Below are 18030 nucleotides of genomic sequence, written 5' to 3'. Positions count from 1 at the left end.
AATGCCTTCAGCATCCTGCTGATGATCATCAGTATGATCGTATATATTATTTTTCCCCAGCCCTTTACCCTCATTCTGTACTGTATATTTGGCATTGCCTTTATCAGCCTGACTTTACTGAATTAAGACTACCTTTGAATGGGTGGAGGATGGAACCAATAAGAAAAGAAGAAAAAAGCCTGCCGAATCAATGGCAGGCTTTTTTGATGCAAAAAATTATAACTATTGGCATATGTAATTGTTATTTTTATTATAAAAAATAGTTTTTATAATAAAATATACCTATATCGGCCGTAATTGTAGTAATATTGATTGAGGCCACTAAAGTGAGTATTTATATCATGATTGGAAAAATGAGATAGGAGATTTTAATTATGAAAAAATTAATAGTGCTAATAGGATCCTTGCTGTTTGGACTAATCTTAATGAATGTTTATACGGATTCAGGAAAAATGAAACCTGATGGACTTGAAATTAATACATCCTATATTAAAAACTCGAAAGAATCAGTGGCTGATATGAGTGTCTCTGGCTATATTCATAAAAAGAAAACGCTAGAAATGAAAACTGCTTTAAAAGAAAAAAATACAATTTCCATAGATCAAACTGGCAGTGAATCAGAGTATATAATAATAGATTCAACGGGGGAAAAGGTTTTCTCTGAAAAAATAAAAGGAGATACAATTCGTTCATTTGAATCAATATCCGGAGAAGGAATCATAAAAATAGAACTAAATAGCGGGAACCATGATGCAATGATTCGTATAAATGAAGATGAACTTAAAAATCAATAGAGCAAGAACCTTAAATCTTGAACCAATTCCGTACGGGACCGTAAACCGTATCACCATCGCAAAAGCGGAACGATGATTGACAAAGGTATTCTTAGGAAAAGAAGCAGGAACCCATTAAGGGTACCTGCTTTCTTTCTTTCATTCTAAGGACCGCAATCGTTTTATGAAATCCTGGGGCGTCATGGATTTAACACGACTTTAAAAGAGCCATTTTTATGCAAAAAAGGTATAATTAATTGTTAGAAGCAGACATTAAAAAATGGACTGCAACTTAGTTTTATCGCGTGTTTTAACTGAATCTTGAGCGAAATATCTTTTATAAAAAAGTCAAAATAAGAAAAGGAGAAACCATGACTAATGAAACAGGATGGAATTTAGACAATAGCTATGCACGTCTACCGGAAAAGTTTTTCACGAGCACGAACCCGACTCCTGTACGTTCACCGGAGTTGATCATTCTCAATGAGAGTTTGGCGGATTCTCTTGGTTTGGATGTGAAGTCGCTGAATAGCGAAGATGGTGTGGCGGTGTTTGCCGGAAACGAGATCCCGCAAGGTGCTTCGCCTCTTGCCCAAGCATATGCTGGGCATCAATTCGGTCATTTTAACATGTTAGGGGACGGCCGGGCGATATTGCTTGGCGAGCAGGTGTTGCCAGAAGGCGGGAGGGTCGATATCCAGCTGAAGGGTCCAGGAAGAACGCCATATTCCCGCGGGGGCGATGGCCGGGCTGCACTTGGACCGATGCTGCGCGAATACATCATCAGCGAGGCGATGCACGGGCTCGGCATTCCTACCACCCGAAGTCTGGCAGTGGTGACGACCGGTGAAACGGTAATCCGTGAAACCGGGCTGCCTGGTGCCATCATGACCCGTGTGGCTTCGAGTCATCTTCGTGTCGGAACTTTTCAATTCGCTGCAAAATGGGGCACGATCGAGGAGCTTCGGACACTTGCCGACTATGCCATTGAGCGTCATTTTCCAGACATTGAAGCAGATGAAAGCCGTTATCTTTCGCTGCTGCAGGAAGTGGTCAAGCGTCAGGCTGAGCTCATTGCCCAATGGCAGCTGGTCGGCTTCATTCATGGAGTGATGAACACCGACAACATGACGATCAGCGGGGAAACCATCGATTATGGTCCTTGCGCCTTCATGGATGCCTATGATCCTGCAACCGTATTCAGTTCAATTGATAGGCAAGGCCGCTATGCCTATGGTAACCAGCCGGTAATTGGGGGGTGGAATCTTGCGCGATTCGCTGAATCCCTATTGCCGCTGTTGCATGATGACGAGGATCAGGCCGTTACACTGGCCCAAGATAAGATTTCCGTTTTTAATGATCTGTATCACTCCAATTGGTTAGCGGGAATGAGGGCGAAACTGGGGATATTCAACGAAGAGACTCAGGATGAAGCCCTTATTAATGGCATCCTCAGTATGATGAAGAAGCATGGTGCCGACTATACCAATACTTTCCGGGCTCTGACCTTTGATAAAAAGGAGGATACGGTCCTTTTCGGGACACCGGAATTCGCCCAGTGGCAGGAGCTTTGGCAGGCTAGGCTAGGGAGGCAGAAGGAATCGAAGGAGTCTTCGAATCAGTTGATGCAGAACAGCAATCCTGCAGTGATTCCGCGGAACCACCGGGTTGAAGAGGCGTTGGAGGCGGCAGTGGAAAAAGAGGACTACAGCGTGATGGAACGGCTGTTGGATGTTCTTGCAAATCCTTATGCACACTGCGAAAAACAAGCAGAATACGCCGCACTGCCTGAGTCAACAAAACCTTACCGGACTTTTTGCGGTACCTGATCATAAAACATGCATGGAGGTAATGTAAGAGCTCTCGCGATTGAAGTCGATTCTTCGTCAACTTCAATTGCGGGAGCCCTTTTTGTGTTGATCAGTAAAAAAGTTTTGTTTGAAGAATGTCCAAGGCACGGTCAATCTCCGCTAAATCTTCCTTTGATGCATGTTGCAGCCGGCTTTGGAAACGGGATTCCACGATTGCAAAAGCCTCGTTCATCATCATTTCCTTTTAGGGAGGCGGGGATTTCCATCGTCACCAGTGTCCCGATCAACAGGCAGATGCCCCCTGTTGATTTATTACATGAAAGAGGGGTTGAAGTATCAGTAGGAAATGATAATATCTTTGATGTATGGTCACCTCTCGGGAATGGTGACATCTTGGAGAGGGCAGGAAGGCTCGCAGAACGTTTCAAATGGATTGATGAAGTCTCGCTTTCCCGTTCACTCGGATATATAACTGGCGGAAAAACCCCATTGGATGATAAGGGTAACCAGGTATGGCCGAAAGTTGGGGATGCCGGAAGTCTGGTGTTAATTGACGCAAGCTGTTCTGCAGAGGCAGTTGCCAGGCGTTCGGAGAGTAAAGCGGTCATTTACAAGGGGAGCTTGGTTTCCGGTTCACTATATAAACAAAAGCAGTCCATTGAACGGTAGGACTGAACCAAAAAAGGATTTCTGGATATTTCCGGATTTCCTTTTTCGTTTTTGGCGGCTTCCGTGTACTTTTATTTACATATGTTATATGCTGTGGAAGTGATTTTTTGGGCTATATGGGTTGCCCTCGCATGTCTTTATATCATAAAATGTCCCGCTTTTGCTTGCCGGCCTTGCAACCTTAATCAAGCCAACAAATTAGCGGGGAGCCGCAGTCTTTGTTACTATTAATGGGAACGTTATCATTACTCATGCGTCTGAAAAGGTCCAGCGACATAAATTATGTGTCCAGTAATGCAGCAGCGGACCATCCGGGACCGCGTTTATTAACATGGTGATGTCCTATCGCCTTTTTCAAGGGAAGGACAAGTGAAATTCACCATAAGTTTGAAAAGTATCATGTTCAAAGGAGATGGAATCTATGAAAAGTTGGAGATCTTCTGTGACTCTATTTTCTTCTTTTCAATGGTTGTTTTTTATTTTTGCAAATACGGTAGTTGTGCCCATATCGATTGGCGCAGCTTTTGATCTTCCTCCCAATGTTACGGAAATGACCATGAGAAGCTCGCTCATTTTCACCGGGATCGCTTGCGTGTTTCAGGGGTGGAAGGGGCATAAGTATCCGCTTATGGAAGGGCACTCCGGTCTATTGTGGGGAGTGATGCTGAATTTAGGGTTATCTGCACCGTCCATAGGGCTCGGTTATGCTGAGATAGGAGGGGGAATTGCTACTGGTCTCATTGCCGCTGGTGTCGTGACCCTCATTATTTCGGCCTTCAACCTGATTTCTCATGTCCAGAAGATTTTCACTCCCATGGTCATGACGGTTTATTTATTCCTTCTGACGTTCCAGCTCATTTTTGTCTTTTTTAAGGGGATGCTGGGGATTACGGAGAATGGCGAAATTAACATCCCGGTCAGTTTCCTATCTGTGGGGATTGTACTTCTAGTCAGTATATTAAAAATAAAAGGACCAAGGACAATAAGCAATTTCTCCATATTGATCGGGATTATAGTGGGATGGATTTTTTACGAGCTGCTATTTCCGGAGGCCGGGGGAGAAATGGGATCGACGGGTGCCGCTTTTTCATTTTTCCCATTAGGTGCTCCAAACCTTCAATTCGGGATCATAGCGATTTCCTTTTTTGCAGGATTGCTGAATTTGTGCAACACGTTCGCATCCATTCAGGCTGCATCGGAATTAATCGGTGATGAAGCTGAACACAAGCAGTATCGAAATTCTTTATTCATGACTGGCGGATTTACCATTTTCGCTCCGCTGCTTGGCCTTGTTCCGTATACACCTTTTACTTCATCGATTGGATTTTTGCAGAGCACTCAAATCTATGAGCGGAAGCCCTTCTTGCTTGGAGGCATGTTATTGACCATAATCGGGCTCATTCCCCCTTTCATCTCTTTCCTGGCCACGATGCCGATAACAGTCGGAAATGCAGTATTGTTCGTTGCCTACCTTCAGCTGTTCGGTACGGCTTTCAACAGCGTCAAAGGTCAGCAATTCACTTCAGACACGATATTCAGGCTTGCCGTACCCGTATTGATTGGCGTGAGTTTGATGAATGTCCTGCCTACTGCATTTTCGAACCTGCCCGCGCTATTACAGCCCTTTTTGACGAATGGGCTCATAATGGGAGTATTGATATCAATCGTGCTGGAAAAATCGGTCAACTGGACTCGTTATGAACAACTGCATAACTAATGGGACTTTGATTGAAAGAGTTATACATAAAGGGAAACGACAATGCTGATTGAAGAGGCGATCATGAAAACCGGAAGGGTATTACCCTTCCGGTTTTCTGTTTTTTCATGGGTCTTTTAATGGGAAATGGGCGTTGTAATCAGTAGCATTACCCAATCCCCTTACATATTTTGTTGGAGGGAGTATTTGATGTGCTGTTCATTCCCTGACCATTTCGTTTCGAATACCTGTTTTAAGATTTGCCTAATTAATTAATACACGGAGGTTATATAAGATGTATGAATTTCAAAATCAATTGCAAAATCTGAATGTCGATGATTTCCAGGTGACACAGCCAGTTCCTTGGGAGCAAAACCAGTACAATTTGGATGATTCGTCTCGGCAATTCATTGGTGTGGGCGGCTTTGGTTGTTTTGGCTGTTTCTTGTGCTTTGGCTGCTTTGGCTGCGGCGGTCGCTGTGGTGGATGCGGTCGCTGTGGCGGATGCGGACGCTGCGGCGGATGCGGTGGTCGTTGCGGCCGTTGCGGCCGTTAAGGTTTCAGGTACTAAAGAAAAGTCCCTGCGGTGCAGCAGGGACTTTTCTTTATGGTATTAGACATAAGAGACAAATTGTCTTACATAGGATTAAAGTGAAGTGCTGTGCTAAAAGCAGTACTTAGAATGCATCGGGTTAGGAGGAACGGAATGGTGAATTTAACCCCTTCTATGCGTTTGAAAGTGAAAAGGGATACGTTTTTTCTTCCGGAACCAAACAGAGGTGTGTATTTCAGGAATAACATAAGTTCGTTCCGTATGGAGGGCGCCTCGATCGTTCAGTGGATTGAAAAGTTATTACCGATGTTCAACGGGAACCATACATTAAGCGAGTTGACCGATGGATTGCCTGGCCCATACCGGAACCGGGTGATGGAAATTGCCGAGGTTTTGTACGGGAATGGGTTTGTTCGGGATGTAAGCCAGGATAGCCCCCATCAATTAAGGGAACAAGTTCTTGAAAGGTATGCTTCGCAAATCGAGTTCCTGGAAAGCTGCGGCGATTCCGGGGCTCACCGTTTTGAAACTTATCGAAAGAAAAAGGCGTTGGCTATCGGCTCTGGCCCCTTGTTCCTTTCATTGGTGTCCTCACTGATGGAATCCGGATTGCCTGCCTTCCATATCCTCATTACGGACACGGTACCGACCAATAGAAAAAGATTGAATGAAATCGTGGCACATGCGCGTAAGACGGACGACGAGGTTGCCATAGAGGAGGTCATGCTTGAAAAGGGAGCAGGGATTGAATGGCAGGAGATCGTGCGGCCTTTTGACTCGATCTTATATGTGTCACAGGAGGGTGATATAGAGGAATTAAGAGAACTTCATTCGGTTTGCAGGCAAGGGGGAAAAATCCTGTTTCCTGCGTTGATCATCAATCAAGTAGGGATGGCTGGACCGCTCGTCCATCCGGATTCCAAGGGGTGCTGGGAGTCAGCGTGGCATCGTTTACACCAAGCTGAGCTGGAAAAGAATCAGGAACCATCTTCCTTTTCCGCCACAGCCGGAGCGATGTTAGCCAATATAATGGTATTCGAATGGTTTAAAGAGGCTGCAGGCGTTACGACAGCAGAACAAGCCAATCAATTTTATCTGCTGGATATGGATACATTGGAGGGAAAATGGCATCCGTTCATTCCCCACCCTGGCGTGACGGGTAAAGGGGCTGCTGCATGGATTGAAGATTTTGAACGGCGGCTTGAACTGAAAGCGGACCCGGGTGATCCGGGGAAGGTGTTTATGTACTTCAGCCGTTTGACATCCTCGGAAACCGGAATCTTTCATAGATGGGATGAGGGGGATTTAAAACAGCTGCCGTTGGCTCAATGCCGCGTTCAGGTCGTTGATCCGCTGTCGTCCGGTCCGGCCGGACTCCTGCCCGAAATCATCCGTTCAGATCTGACGCATGAGGAAGCGAGGCGGGAAACCGGTCTTGCAGGAGTCGAAGCATATGCATCCCGAACACTCAGCCAGCTCGTGGCGACTCTTCCGAAACTTCAGGGAGCAGACGAAATAAAGGAATCGATCGGTGTCGGAGCAGGGGAAACATTTGCTGAATGTGTTTGCCGTGGACTGCAAAGCAGTTTGGATACAGAGTTTTTAAATAAGCGATTCAACCAGGAGAAACTTCTGACGGTGCAGTTGTCTCAAGTGGAAGATGAGCGCTGCAGGTATTATTTACAAGCGCTGACCCGGCTGCAAGGAGATCCGATCATCGCATTGGGTGAGGAAGTGTCCGGTTTCCCGGTAGTTTGGGCAGGAACGAGCGATGGCTGGTCCGGGGCTGTCGGTTTGAATGTAACGATCGCATTACGGAACGCGTTGCAAAAGGCTGTCATGAAAGTCCAAAACCAGACCGTTTGCCTCACAGCTCCCGGTTTAGTGGCATCGCCTGTTCTTGAGGAAGAAAAGGTGAATCTTGTGATTCCTTCATGCGGGGTGAAAGGGAATTCCGAACTAGTACAGTCAGCCATTCAAGTCTTGAAGAAGAACAGTAAGCGAATCTGTGTTTTCGAATTAAATCTGGAACCTCTCTTGAAGGAAGGAATGGCAGGAGTGTTCGGGGTGTTTTTGCGAGAGGAGGAATCAGGGTGAAAACTGACGTATTGGTTGTCGGGGTAGGAGTGTTGGCCGACCATGTTCATGGGGACCTGTCCGGCCAATATCAGGTGAATCGCCAAACCGATTTCGAGGCAGGAATCCCGCAAACCACGGCGATGGTCCTCCTGCTGCAAGATGCTTGGAATCCCGCTGTCCATGTAAAGGCAGAAGAGGTGTTAGGGCAAGCGGGAATTCCATGGCTGCGGGGGTTCGTATCATTTGGAGAGGGAGTGGTAGGGCCGTTGGTGCGCCCGGGTGTTCCTGGCTGCTCACAGTGTGCGGACCAAAGGCATCTCATGGCCGGGCGTGATCGAAAAGAAATGTGGGGAATCCGCCAGCAGCTCGAGGAAAAGGGGGGGATGGAGCGTGATCCGGCGGCATCCCGCACTGGCCTTTTACAGATGGCCCACTTGATTTGTGCAGAGGTAAGGAAGGTGATGAAAGGAGAGCGCGCCCGTTCGGAGGGGCATGTATCTTTAATCAGCCTGAAAACGCTGAATGGTTCTTGGCATTCCTTTTTACCAGATCCATTGTGTCCGGTTTGCTCAACATTACCTGATGACTCGAAGGAGCGTGCTAGGATTTCGTTGCAGCCAAGTCCGAAAATCAGTCCCGACAGTTACCGAACCCGTTCAATGGATGAGCTGAATGAAGTGCTGGCCAAGGATTACTTGGACCACCGCACAGGATTCCTGAATAATAAAATGATAGACCTTGTGCCGCCATTTGCCGATGTGAGTGTTAATTTGCCTTTGTTCATAGGCGATGAGGGGGCGGCTGGAAGGACTCTCTCATATGCGGTCAGTGAGATGACGGCCATATTGGAGGGATTGGAAAGGTATTGCGGAATGGAGCCCCGCGGTAAACGGACAGTCATACATGACAGCTACAACAACCTGAAAGATTCTGCGCTCGACCCCGCCAGGATCGGGGTGCACTCGAAGGAAAATTATGCACAGCATGATTTCCCGTTTCAACCATTTAATCCCGACCGCTCGATAGATTGGGTATGGGGCCACTCATTCTTGCAAGAGAGGCCGATCTTGGTCCCGGAGTTGCTTTCCTATTATAGCTTGGGCTGCGGTCATGGATTTGTCTATGAAACTTCCAATGGCTGTGCATTAGGGGGAAGTTTGGAGGAGGCCATTTTCTACGGCATCATGGAAGTGGTCGAACGTGATTCGTTCCTGCTGACCTGGTATGCGCAGCTGCCGCTCACACGCCTTGACCCTTATTCTGCAAATGACAAAGAACTTGAGCTGATGATTGACAGGGCGAGGGCTGCAGCGGGATATGATATCCATTTGTTTAATGCGACAATGGAACATGGTATACCGAGCGTATGGGCGCTGGCGAAAAACAGGAAACAAAAAGGATTGAATATCATTTGTGCGGCAGGGGCCCATCTCGACCCGGTCCGGGCTGTGAAAAGCGCTGTCTTCGAGTTGGCCGGCATGATGCTGACACTTGACGATAAATTGGAAGAGAACCGGGATGAGGTTGAGAAAATGCTGCAGGATTCCTCACTGGTACGGAAAATGGATGATCATGGCATGCTGTACGGTTTACCCCAAGCTGAAGAGCGACTGCAGTTTCTGCTGGATGATGACCGCCCGATGCGAACTTTCGCTGAAGAATACGGGGAAAAGGCGAACCATCCGGACTTGACGGAAGATTTGCAGGAAATCCTTCAGGCGTTTCGCCGGTTGCAACTCGAGGTGATTGTGGTGGATCAGACGACACCGGAGATTGCACGGAATGGATTACATTGCGTGAAAGTCCTGATCCCGGGGATGCTGCCGATGACATTCGGCCATCATCTTACCCGCATAACGGGGCTGGAGAGAATACTGAGGGTTCCGATGGAACTTGGATATGCTGAGCGGCCGCTTGATTTCGAACAGCTCAATCCGCATCCGCATCCTTTTCCATAAGCGGTTACGTAGGAGGTTGGAGGATGAGTCTAGAGGCATTTTTGCACAATTTACATTTTGATATTGAAAAGGCAAGTCCGCCTAATTGGGAAGTGGATTGGGATGATGCACCGTTAACGTATAAGCTTTACCGTGACTTGCCTGTTTATCCACTATCACTGGAGGTGCCGCTGACGCTCGAGGGGGAGAGCGGGCCTTCAAAGCAGGACCTCGAAGGAATCGGTCATTTCCTCTGGTATGCCTATGGCCTGACCCAAGTCAGCCAGGTACCGAGATCCTCGGAATCTGAGGACCTCATGCAGTCATTCCGGCGTTTTCCGCCATCAGGGGGAGCTTTGTATCCAAGCGAATTATACGTTTATTTGAAGATCGAGGGATTACCTGCTGGCGTATACCATTATGATGCGGCACACCACCGGCTGGTTTTGCTGCGGGAAGGGAATTTCGATTCATATGTAACAAAGGCTCTTGGTGGAACCATTGATATGTCCGCTTGCTTTGGCACGGTTTTCGTATCGACGATGTTTTGGAAAAACTTCTATAAATATAATAACTTTTCATACCGTCTGCAAGGTCTTGATGCAGGCGTGCTTCTTGGACAATTGCTCGAAGTGGCGAAACGCTTTGGAATCGCTGCCGGGGTGTGCTTCCAATTCCTTGATCGGGCCATCAATCATCTGCTCGGGCTTTCGGAGGAGGAAGAGAGCACGTATGCGGCGATCCCCTTATCGGCAGAACCTTCTTGGAGATTCAGGGAAGAAAGGAGTATGGACCGACCTGTCACTTCGACGGAATTATTGCTGGAATTGAAGGGAATTCAGCCTGAACACTATGTTCGGTCGCAAAGGATCAGGGAATTTCCGATGCTGACTAAAATGAATGAAGCATCCATGATCGAATCGACCCAATCATTCCGGCGGATCCATCCAAAGAATGGGACGGAATCAGAAGGGAAAATTGTAGCCCTTCCTATCGTGAAGCGGTTGTCCTATGACTTGGCAACAGTTTGCCGGAAGCGATTTTCACCTGAAATGGACTTTATACTCGGGAAAGTCAGTCAATCGCAACTGGCCGCTCTCCTGCAGGAGGCAACCGCTTCGTTCTCCTATCGAAATGACTTGGATGGAACATACGGAAACAACGGAAATCGCGTTTCCCTCTATGCTTGTTTATATAATGTGGAAGACATACAAGATGGTGCCTACCATTATGACAGCATGACACATTCATTACGGCAGATACAACCAGGAGATCATCGGCTCCTATTGCAATACGGAATGTCCCTCGATATCATGAATTTTCAGCAAGTGCCGATCTGCATACATGTAGTTGGTGAGCGGGACCATTCCAAAACGCAACTTGGATATAGAGGATACCGCATCCAGCAAATGGAGGCGGGGATGCTCGTTCAGAAATTACTGCTGGCATCGTCAGCCCTCGGAATGAATGGGCACCCGCTGCTCGGCTTTGATGTGAATATGTGTGATGAACTTTATAAGATAGACGGTCCGCAAAGGAAAACGAGCCTGATTCAAATCCCGATCGGACACTATCTGAGTCGCCCTTGGCTGAAGGGGAGTCTGCATAGTTGAAGAAGATGAAACGAAAGTCTCCATTTGATTTAAGGAATGGAGGCTTTCGTTTTTATATTGTAGTATGGCAGAGTGCAATAATCTCTGCTGAAGATTATACTGAATGAATAAGTAGATAAAGTAATTAATGCAGTACGCTTTTAACTAAACATTTTAAAGGATGTAGCTTATGGAATGGAAAACGGACAGAAAATCCAAGAGGCCTTTATATAAACAAATAGCCGCTTACATCGAGAGTGGCATTGCTGATGGAACATTCCTAGTGGATAAGCCGTTACCGTCTGAACGCTTCCTGGCAAGTGAACTGGGAGTTAACAGAAGCACAGTTGTTGCGGCTTATGATGAATTGGAAGCAAATGGGCTGGTAGAACGAAAAAAAGGAAGCGGAACGATGATCAGCAAGGATATCTGGGGAATTACCCGAAAACGTATCCCTAGCTGGAATAGATATATCGAAGCGGGTTCTTGTTTGCCCAATATGCCAGTAACCCAAAAAATACGTAAAGAGACGGAAGGGCATAACCTCATTAACTTAGCTAGCGGGGAGCTTTCAGAAGACTTATTTCCAGTCCAATCCTTACGTGAAATCATTTCCAATCGATCCTTCATTGGTAGCTTAGGTTATGATCACCCTCAAGGCAATGCGAATTTAAGGGAAACGATAGCCAATCATGTTAAACAGTATAGGAGAATAGACACGGATCCATCTTCTATACTCATTACTTCTGGTGCACAGCAAGCCCTGCATCTGGTGGTCCAATGCTTGTTAAAGCCAGGGGATGCCGTTGTATTGGAAGACCCATCATATAGTTACAACCTTCCCATCTTTCAATCCGCGGGACTAAGAACCTTTCCTTTGCCGGTTGATAAAGATGGCATCAACCCAGAGGATTTACTGGAACTCCATAAAAAACATCGGATCAGGATGATTTTTTTGAACCCTATATTTCAAAACCCTACAGGGACTGTCCTGCATATCAACCGCCGTAAAAGGATTCTTGAGCTTTCATCCGAATATGGAATACCGGTCATAGAAGACGATCCTTATAGTTTAACTTCCTTTGCCGGGGAAGAAATTTCCACTCTTAAATCGATGGACGACAACGGAAATGTTTTATACATAAGCTCTTTGTCAAAAATTGTTGCTTCCGGTTTAAGAATTGGGTGGATCATTGGACCGAAATCAGTCATAGATAGACTATCGGATGCTAAGCAGCAGGTTGACTTCGGTCATGGCTCATTCACTCAATGGATAGCGAATGATTTTTTGGATTCAGAGTATTTTCCTGCCCATCTTGCCGGCTTAAGGGGGCAACTGGAAAAAAGAAGGGATGCAATGGTTTCGAGTCTTCAACAATTCCTGCCAAAAAAAGTTGATTATTATTCGCCAAATGGCGGAATTCATTTGTGGTGTAAGCTGAAAGTGCCATTGAACGAAATAAAGTTACTGGAGGAATCCATCAAAAGAGGAGTCATATATGTTCCGGGTTCAACTCTAGGTACAAATAAGGAATACGTACGCTTTACATTTGGAAGGGAAAAGGAGGATTCCATTCACGAAGGCATCAAAAGGTTTGCAGAGGCGGTAAAAAGTTTATAATCATATGATTCCAGACTGTAGACAAACTTGATGAAAACTCAGTTTGCCTGCAGCTTTTTTTTATTAAAAAGTGTTGATTTCAGAAATCCGCTCCCTTTCCGCCGACTGTCTGCCAAGCCTCCTCGACGCAAGCGTCTGTGGTGTCTCGGCTAGCCAGTTATTCGGCAGGAGTGTCGCAAATTTCTTCCATCCATTAAGGAGTACAGGAGAAACAACATGAAGGATAAACTAGTCTTAAAGAGGGTTTGGAATAAGACGAGCCAGCAGTTTCTTCTTTTAAAACACAAAGTTGATTGGAACGGAAGGAACGAGACTCCTGCGGGGAAAGCGTGGCATGGGAGACCCCGCAGGCGTTCCGAGGAGGCTCCCGGACCGCCCACGGTAAGCGAGTGCCTGAAGTGGAAATCAACGTTCCCATTTTACAAACCCACAAAAAAGCTGTCGGCAAACAATTATTATCTAGTTTGTGAACAAAAGGGTTTTAAATAAAACAAAGTTGATTGGAACGGAAGGAACGAGACTCCTGCGGGAAAAGCGTGGCATGGGAGACCCCGCAGGCGTTCCGAGGGCGGACCGCCCGCGGAAAGCGAGTGCCTGAAGTGGAAATCAACATCTAAAAATTGTAACCATATCCGAGGAGTTGAAGGTCTTCTTTATGGATACAAGTTAGGCATTAGTTCCTGCAATCCGCGGTATCTTAGCTCTATGGATATTAATGAGAGAATTCAACAAGTGGATGGTGGAAATTTTACTTGATTGGATGGTCCTAAAAATGGTTGTTCTTTTATTATAGAGGGGAAGGGTTTTACTAATATATGTACTCAGTAAACACAAAGAGCGATCTACCTGTAATTTTGCAATCTCTTTATGTAGTTACACTGTGAAATGCGATGAGAAGCGGAATGATTTTAAATGGTTCAAGGAAATAGATAATAATATTGGGAGGCGTTGATTCATGACGGTAAGTGTAATAGCAGTAGTGGCCATTAGTATAGTTGCCCTGGTTGGCACCCTTTCGTTAACGGGGAAAAGTGATAGTGATTATTCTGCAGCAACGAGAGGGAATTTGTTGAACCTTAGTTATATTTATATCGGTCTCGCCCTAGTATTAACTGTGGGCATCATCTACTTCGTAATAAAATCAGCCTAAGATATGAATGATTATTATAATAGTCAAAATGAATGGAAAAATTGCCTTGATTCATAAGACATAATCTATTTGTATAAAAATGTTAATTTTTTCACAAAAGTGGCAAAAATATGAACGAAAAGAATCTGATCGATACCTTGAAACAATCACCTTTGTAAACTGAGTGAACAATCCTTTCGACATAATTATGGATGAAAAATATATAGATGAATCATTAAATAATAGCGGAGATGATCAAATATGACATGGCCTGTATTGATTTTGACAATTATCTTAAGTTTGCTTAAATTATTAGTTACCTGTCTTCCAACCGATGCCGTGAATTGGATTATGAGTAAATTTAAAATACATTCTGAAATTAGTGATGCGGATGCAATCGTTACCTTTGATGGAAAGCGTTTGGAAGGTAAAGATAAAATTCAAGTGCTTAATTATTTTAACGAAGCTAAGTTTTTGAAAAAAAATCATATATTTCCTGGGAACGAGAAATTGTTTTTACATCCAGAGAACAGTGGGACTCCCATTATAATTGATGTAAAAAGAGGAAAAAACGATGTTAGGTTATATGTGTACATGTACAACGACCATGTGGACGTAGTCAAACAGTACAAGAATAAAGTAGTCGCGTATAGTCTTCTATCCGAGAGCCTTCAAGAACGTTCCATGCCAGTAATAAGGAATTTAGTTTAAAAGGAATAAAAGTGAACTGCACCCCAAATTGGAGATGCAGTTTTTTTTATGAAGAATAACGAAAAGGACTATCGCACAGGTTCAGCTGAGCAAACTGATAACTTTCAGATGCCGAAAGTCAGTCGTTCTCGGTTAATACCTTTAAAGTCTTTTCCCTGATGCTTATCCGGTTTTTATAATCTTTAGCTACCAACTCTGTATATAATAAATCAAAAAGCAATAGGAGCGGAAGCAATGGAGAAATGTTTTGTCCCATATGCATGCTGTTTTTGCTTGTGACCAATAGTGTTAGATCGCCAAGCTGGGAGAGGTCGGAATTCTTATCTCCAGTAAAGACCAAGATGCATGCGCCTTGCTTCTTTGCGATTTTAACTGCAGAAATCACTTCTTTCGTCGTTCCGGAAATGGAAATGCCGATGACAACACTATTCTCGTTACTTAAAGCTGCATCCATCATGGACTGATGGGGGTCTGTAATGGCTTCGACAGTTAAGCCGATACGAAAGAACTTGGACTTGAATTCCTGGGCCGCTATACCGGAACTCCCTATTCCATATACATGAATCTTATTTGCCTTTGTAAGGAAAGAGACAGCTTTTTGGATATTGTCATATGTCGTTATATGAAAGGTATTATCGATGATACCTAAGTGATCTTGATACAGTTTAGCGAAATAATCCACCTGCTTGATGTTCTGGTCGACGAACCTTTTTAACTCATGCCTGAACTCATTAAACCCAGAAAAGGCTAATTTCTGGCAGAAACGCGTAATGGTTGCAGGTGAAATATGGAGCTTTTTAGCTATTCGACTGATCGTTAACTGACTTACTTCTTCAGGGCGCTGCAGAATATAATGGGCCAATTCTTCCTCTGTTTTGGTGAACTTGTCCATGCTGCATTCTATGCCATATATGAGGTTTTCTGCTAGGTATTCCATATGATCACCCGTTTCGGATTTCTTATCTGTATTTATAGTTTAATGTATCCAGTAGGGACGTCAATAACCGGAGGGGACGGAAACAGGAATATGAAAAAGAAAAGACCCAAACCGTTGTCAGTCTGGGTCTTTTCATTACCATGTGCCATTTTCTATTCTTGGATGGCATCCACGAATCTTTTGGTGATTTGCTGCGGCCTGGTAATGGCACCGCCCACCACTACTGCATGGACGTTCATATCCAATACAGAGCGGGCGATTTCTGGTGTGATGACATTTCCTTCCGCGATCACTTTCGCTTTGTTCACTGCTTTTACTATTTCTTTGAGTACAGCATAGTCATCCTGATATATTTTCTCGCCGAGAGTTTCGTTCGTATAGCCGTATAAAGTGGGCGCCACAATATCGAATCCTAAATCGTCAGCGTATTTGGCTTCCTCAATGGTGGATACATCCGCCATTAGCAGGACTTCCGGATATTTTGCCCTTATTTCACCATAAAACTGCTTTAACGTTTTACCGTCCGGCCTTACCCGGGATGTAGCATCCGTCGCAATGATTTCCGCTTTGGTTTCCATCAATGCATCAATTTCGGCCATGGTGGGAGTGATATAGACATCGTTTTGTCCATACACCTGTTTAATGATCCCTATGACTGGAAGGTCCACATTTTTCTTGATTTCCATTATGTCAGCTACAGAGTTTGCGCGAATGCACTTCGCACCGCCTTCTTTGGCAGCAATGGCCATGCGTCCCATAATAAAAGAGCTGTGCAGCGGCTCATTCTCCAATGCTTGACATGATACAATTAAGCCCTTGTGAATTTTATCCAGCACCTGTTGCATGTTAACACGTCCTTATCGTTGTCTATATTCTCAATGACCCAAGAATTCTTCCACTTCATTTTTGATGATCGTCACTTGGGGACCGTAAACTATTTGAATGCCATTTCCTTTTTTTACGACACCTTTTGAACCGGTTTGTTTAATGACGTCTTCTTTCACCAATGTTTCATCCTTTACCGTGACACGGAGACGGGTTGCACAGCAATCGACGATTTCGATATTTTCCTGTCCGCCCAATCCGTTAACGATGGTCTGGGTTCTCTCTGATGCCGTTACTTGTGTAACAGCGGCCTGTTCATCATCTTCACGGCCAACCACTTTCAAATTCTTCTTCCTGATCAAGAATTTAAAAGTGAAGTAGTATAGGAAAAACCACGGAATGCCGACGAGAAGTACATAAATCCAGTTTGTTTTACTGATGCCCTGGAGTATCCCGAATAAAGTGAAATCAATAAATCCTCCAGAGAAGGTTTGACCGATCGTTATATTGAATATATCTGCCATCATGAAGGCAAGTCCGTCAAACAAGGCATGAAAAACATAAAGGATCGGTGCGACAAATAAGAAACTGAATTCAAGCGGTTCGGTGATGCCCGTTAAGAAAGAGGTCAAGGCAGCTGAAAGCAGCAAACCGGCCACGACTTTCTTATTTTTAGGTTTAGCGCAATGGTATATGGCCAATGCCGCGCCAGGCAGACCGAACATCATCGTTATGAACCGCCCCGACATGAACCGGGAAACACCCTCATAATACTTGACGGTAGTCGGGTCGGCCAATTGTGCAAAGAAGATGTTCTGGGTCCCGCTGACAAGCTGCCCTTTAATCTCCATCGTTCCGCCTAAAGCTGTTTGCCAGAAGGGAAGGTAGAAAATATGGTGCAGCCCTAACGGCCCGAGCATCCGTAATATGAATCCGTAAAAGAAAGTCCCGATCGTACCTGTGCTCGTTACCAGCGCACCTAATTGGTTTATGAAAAGTTGGAAATACGGCCATACGATAAAAAGCACGGCTCCAACCAAGATGGACGCGAAGGAAACGATGATGGGAATGAAACGGGAACCCCCGAAAAACCCTAACACTTGCGGAAGCTGAATTTTATTATATTTATTGTGCAAAAGTGCGGCAACGATCCCTACTACGATACCGCCGAACACACCGGTCTCCAGTGTCTGGATCCCGACCGCCATTCCTTGTCCGGCACCTGCCAAATTGTCTTTGGCAAGTTCCCCGGTTATTTGAAGCAGTGCATTTATTGAACTGTTCATGACGAAATAGCCAATCATGGCAGCCAGTGCAGCGGTACCTTTATCCGAACGTGCCAATCCTACTGCAACACCTACGGCAAAAATAACCGGCAAGTTGCCGAATACGATGCTTCCTGCAGAACTCATGATCGTGAATATGGCCTGCAGCCAAGCAAAGTCTAAAAATGGATAGGCTTCAACTGTATTTGGATTAGAAAGAGCACCGCCAATTCCCAGCAATAAACCGGCCGCTGGCAAAACGGCAATCGGGAGCATAAAGGATTTACCGAACTGCTGCGCTTTCTCGAAAGCTTTCTTCATAATGATTCCTCCCTCATTTAACGAGCCTTTGATACTCTTTATTTTTTATCGCTCTATACTAGCTATATTAAATCCCTTTGAGAGCGTTTTCAATGCGGTGCAAGGTTATAT

General features: G+C 45.1%; 14 protein-coding genes and 1 pseudogene. 12 read left to right on the top strand and 3 right to left on the bottom strand.

What is annotated here, in order from left to right:
• Nucleotides 1–374: 374 nt before the first annotated feature.
• From MHB45_RS19515 to MHB45_RS19460, 12 genes and pseudogenes are all read left to right on the top strand, one after another.
• Nucleotides 375–794, top strand: a complete 420-nt coding sequence (locus tag MHB45_RS19515) for a hypothetical protein (protein WP_048687514.1) — start codon at nucleotides 375–377, stop codon at nucleotides 792–794.
• A gap of 350 nt (nucleotides 795–1144) precedes the next feature.
• A complete protein-coding gene (locus tag MHB45_RS19510; protein ID WP_072273560.1) occupies nucleotides 1145–2602 on the top strand; it encodes a protein adenylyltransferase SelO in 1458 nt (485 codons plus the stop codon).
• 231 nt (nucleotides 2603–2833) lie between these two features.
• A pseudogene (locus tag MHB45_RS19505) lies at nucleotides 2834–3253 on the top strand (deaminase); the annotation flags it as partial.
• A gap of 421 nt (nucleotides 3254–3674) precedes the next feature.
• Nucleotides 3675–4970, top strand: a complete 1296-nt coding sequence (locus MHB45_RS19500) for a uracil/xanthine transporter (protein ID WP_260089062.1) — start codon at nucleotides 3675–3677, stop codon at nucleotides 4968–4970.
• Nucleotides 4971–5431: 461 nt separating this feature from the next.
• Complete coding sequence (locus MHB45_RS28365) at nucleotides 5432–5566, top strand: hypothetical protein (RefSeq protein ID WP_373689815.1); 135 nt, start codon at nucleotides 5432–5434, stop codon at nucleotides 5564–5566.
• A gap of 89 nt (nucleotides 5567–5655) precedes the next feature.
• Nucleotides 5656–7599 (top strand): putative thiazole-containing bacteriocin maturation protein, encoded by a 1944-nt coding sequence (locus tag MHB45_RS19490; protein ID WP_072273557.1) that lies wholly within the window; start codon nucleotides 5656–5658, stop codon nucleotides 7597–7599.
• On the top strand, nucleotides 7596–9539 hold the full coding sequence (locus MHB45_RS19485) for a TOMM precursor leader peptide-binding protein (RefSeq protein WP_072273556.1): 1944 nt from the start codon (nucleotides 7596–7598) through the stop codon (nucleotides 9537–9539). The genes MHB45_RS19490 and MHB45_RS19485 overlap by 4 nt, the downstream gene beginning before the upstream one ends.
• Nucleotides 9540–9562: 23 nt before the next feature.
• On the top strand, nucleotides 9563–11131 hold the full coding sequence (locus tag MHB45_RS19480; RefSeq protein ID WP_072273555.1) for a SagB family peptide dehydrogenase: 1569 nt from the start codon (nucleotides 9563–9565) through the stop codon (nucleotides 11129–11131).
• A 169-nt stretch (nucleotides 11132–11300) separates the two neighbouring features.
• Nucleotides 11301–12731, top strand: a complete 1431-nt coding sequence (gene pdxR, locus MHB45_RS19475) for a MocR-like pyridoxine biosynthesis transcription factor PdxR (protein WP_048687507.1) — start codon at nucleotides 11301–11303, stop codon at nucleotides 12729–12731.
• 216 nt (nucleotides 12732–12947) lie between these two features.
• On the top strand, nucleotides 12948–13220 hold the full coding sequence (locus MHB45_RS19470; protein ID WP_048687506.1) for a hypothetical protein: 273 nt from the start codon (nucleotides 12948–12950) through the stop codon (nucleotides 13218–13220).
• Nucleotides 13221–13686: 466 nt separating this feature from the next.
• Nucleotides 13687–13881 (top strand): hypothetical protein, encoded by a 195-nt coding sequence (locus MHB45_RS19465; protein WP_048687505.1) that lies wholly within the window; start codon nucleotides 13687–13689, stop codon nucleotides 13879–13881.
• A gap of 240 nt (nucleotides 13882–14121) precedes the next feature.
• Nucleotides 14122–14571, top strand: a complete 450-nt coding sequence (locus tag MHB45_RS19460) for a YfmQ family protein (protein WP_072273553.1) — start codon at nucleotides 14122–14124, stop codon at nucleotides 14569–14571.
• 118 nt (nucleotides 14572–14689) lie between these two features.
• Here the strand turns inward: MHB45_RS19460 and MHB45_RS19455 are convergent, their stop codons facing one another.
• The 3 genes from MHB45_RS19455 to MHB45_RS19445 form a co-directional block, all read right to left on the bottom strand.
• The gene (locus tag MHB45_RS19455) at nucleotides 14690–15508 is read right to left on the bottom strand and encodes a MurR/RpiR family transcriptional regulator (protein WP_072273552.1); all 819 of its coding nucleotides are present in this window, start codon (nucleotides 15506–15508) and stop codon (nucleotides 14690–14692) included.
• A gap of 152 nt (nucleotides 15509–15660) precedes the next feature.
• Nucleotides 15661–16353 carry an N-acetylmannosamine-6-phosphate 2-epimerase gene (locus MHB45_RS19450; RefSeq protein WP_072273551.1) on the bottom strand — a complete coding sequence of 231 codons (693 nt, stop codon included), beginning with the start codon at nucleotides 16351–16353 and terminating at the stop codon, nucleotides 15661–15663.
• Nucleotides 16354–16383: 30 nt separating this feature from the next.
• A complete protein-coding gene (locus tag MHB45_RS19445; protein WP_048687501.1) occupies nucleotides 16384–17919 on the bottom strand; it encodes a maltose/glucose-specific PTS transporter subunit IIC in 1536 nt (511 codons plus the stop codon).
• Between the last annotated feature and the right edge of the window lie 111 nt (nucleotides 17920–18030).

The organism is Peribacillus sp. FSL K6-5616, from assembly GCF_038008245.1.
GTDB classification, from domain to species: domain Bacteria; phylum Bacillota; class Bacilli; order Bacillales; family DSM-1321; genus Peribacillus; species Peribacillus frigoritolerans.
The sequence above is the reverse complement of the archived record's forward strand: the minus strand, read 5'-3'. Positions and strand labels throughout refer to the sequence as shown.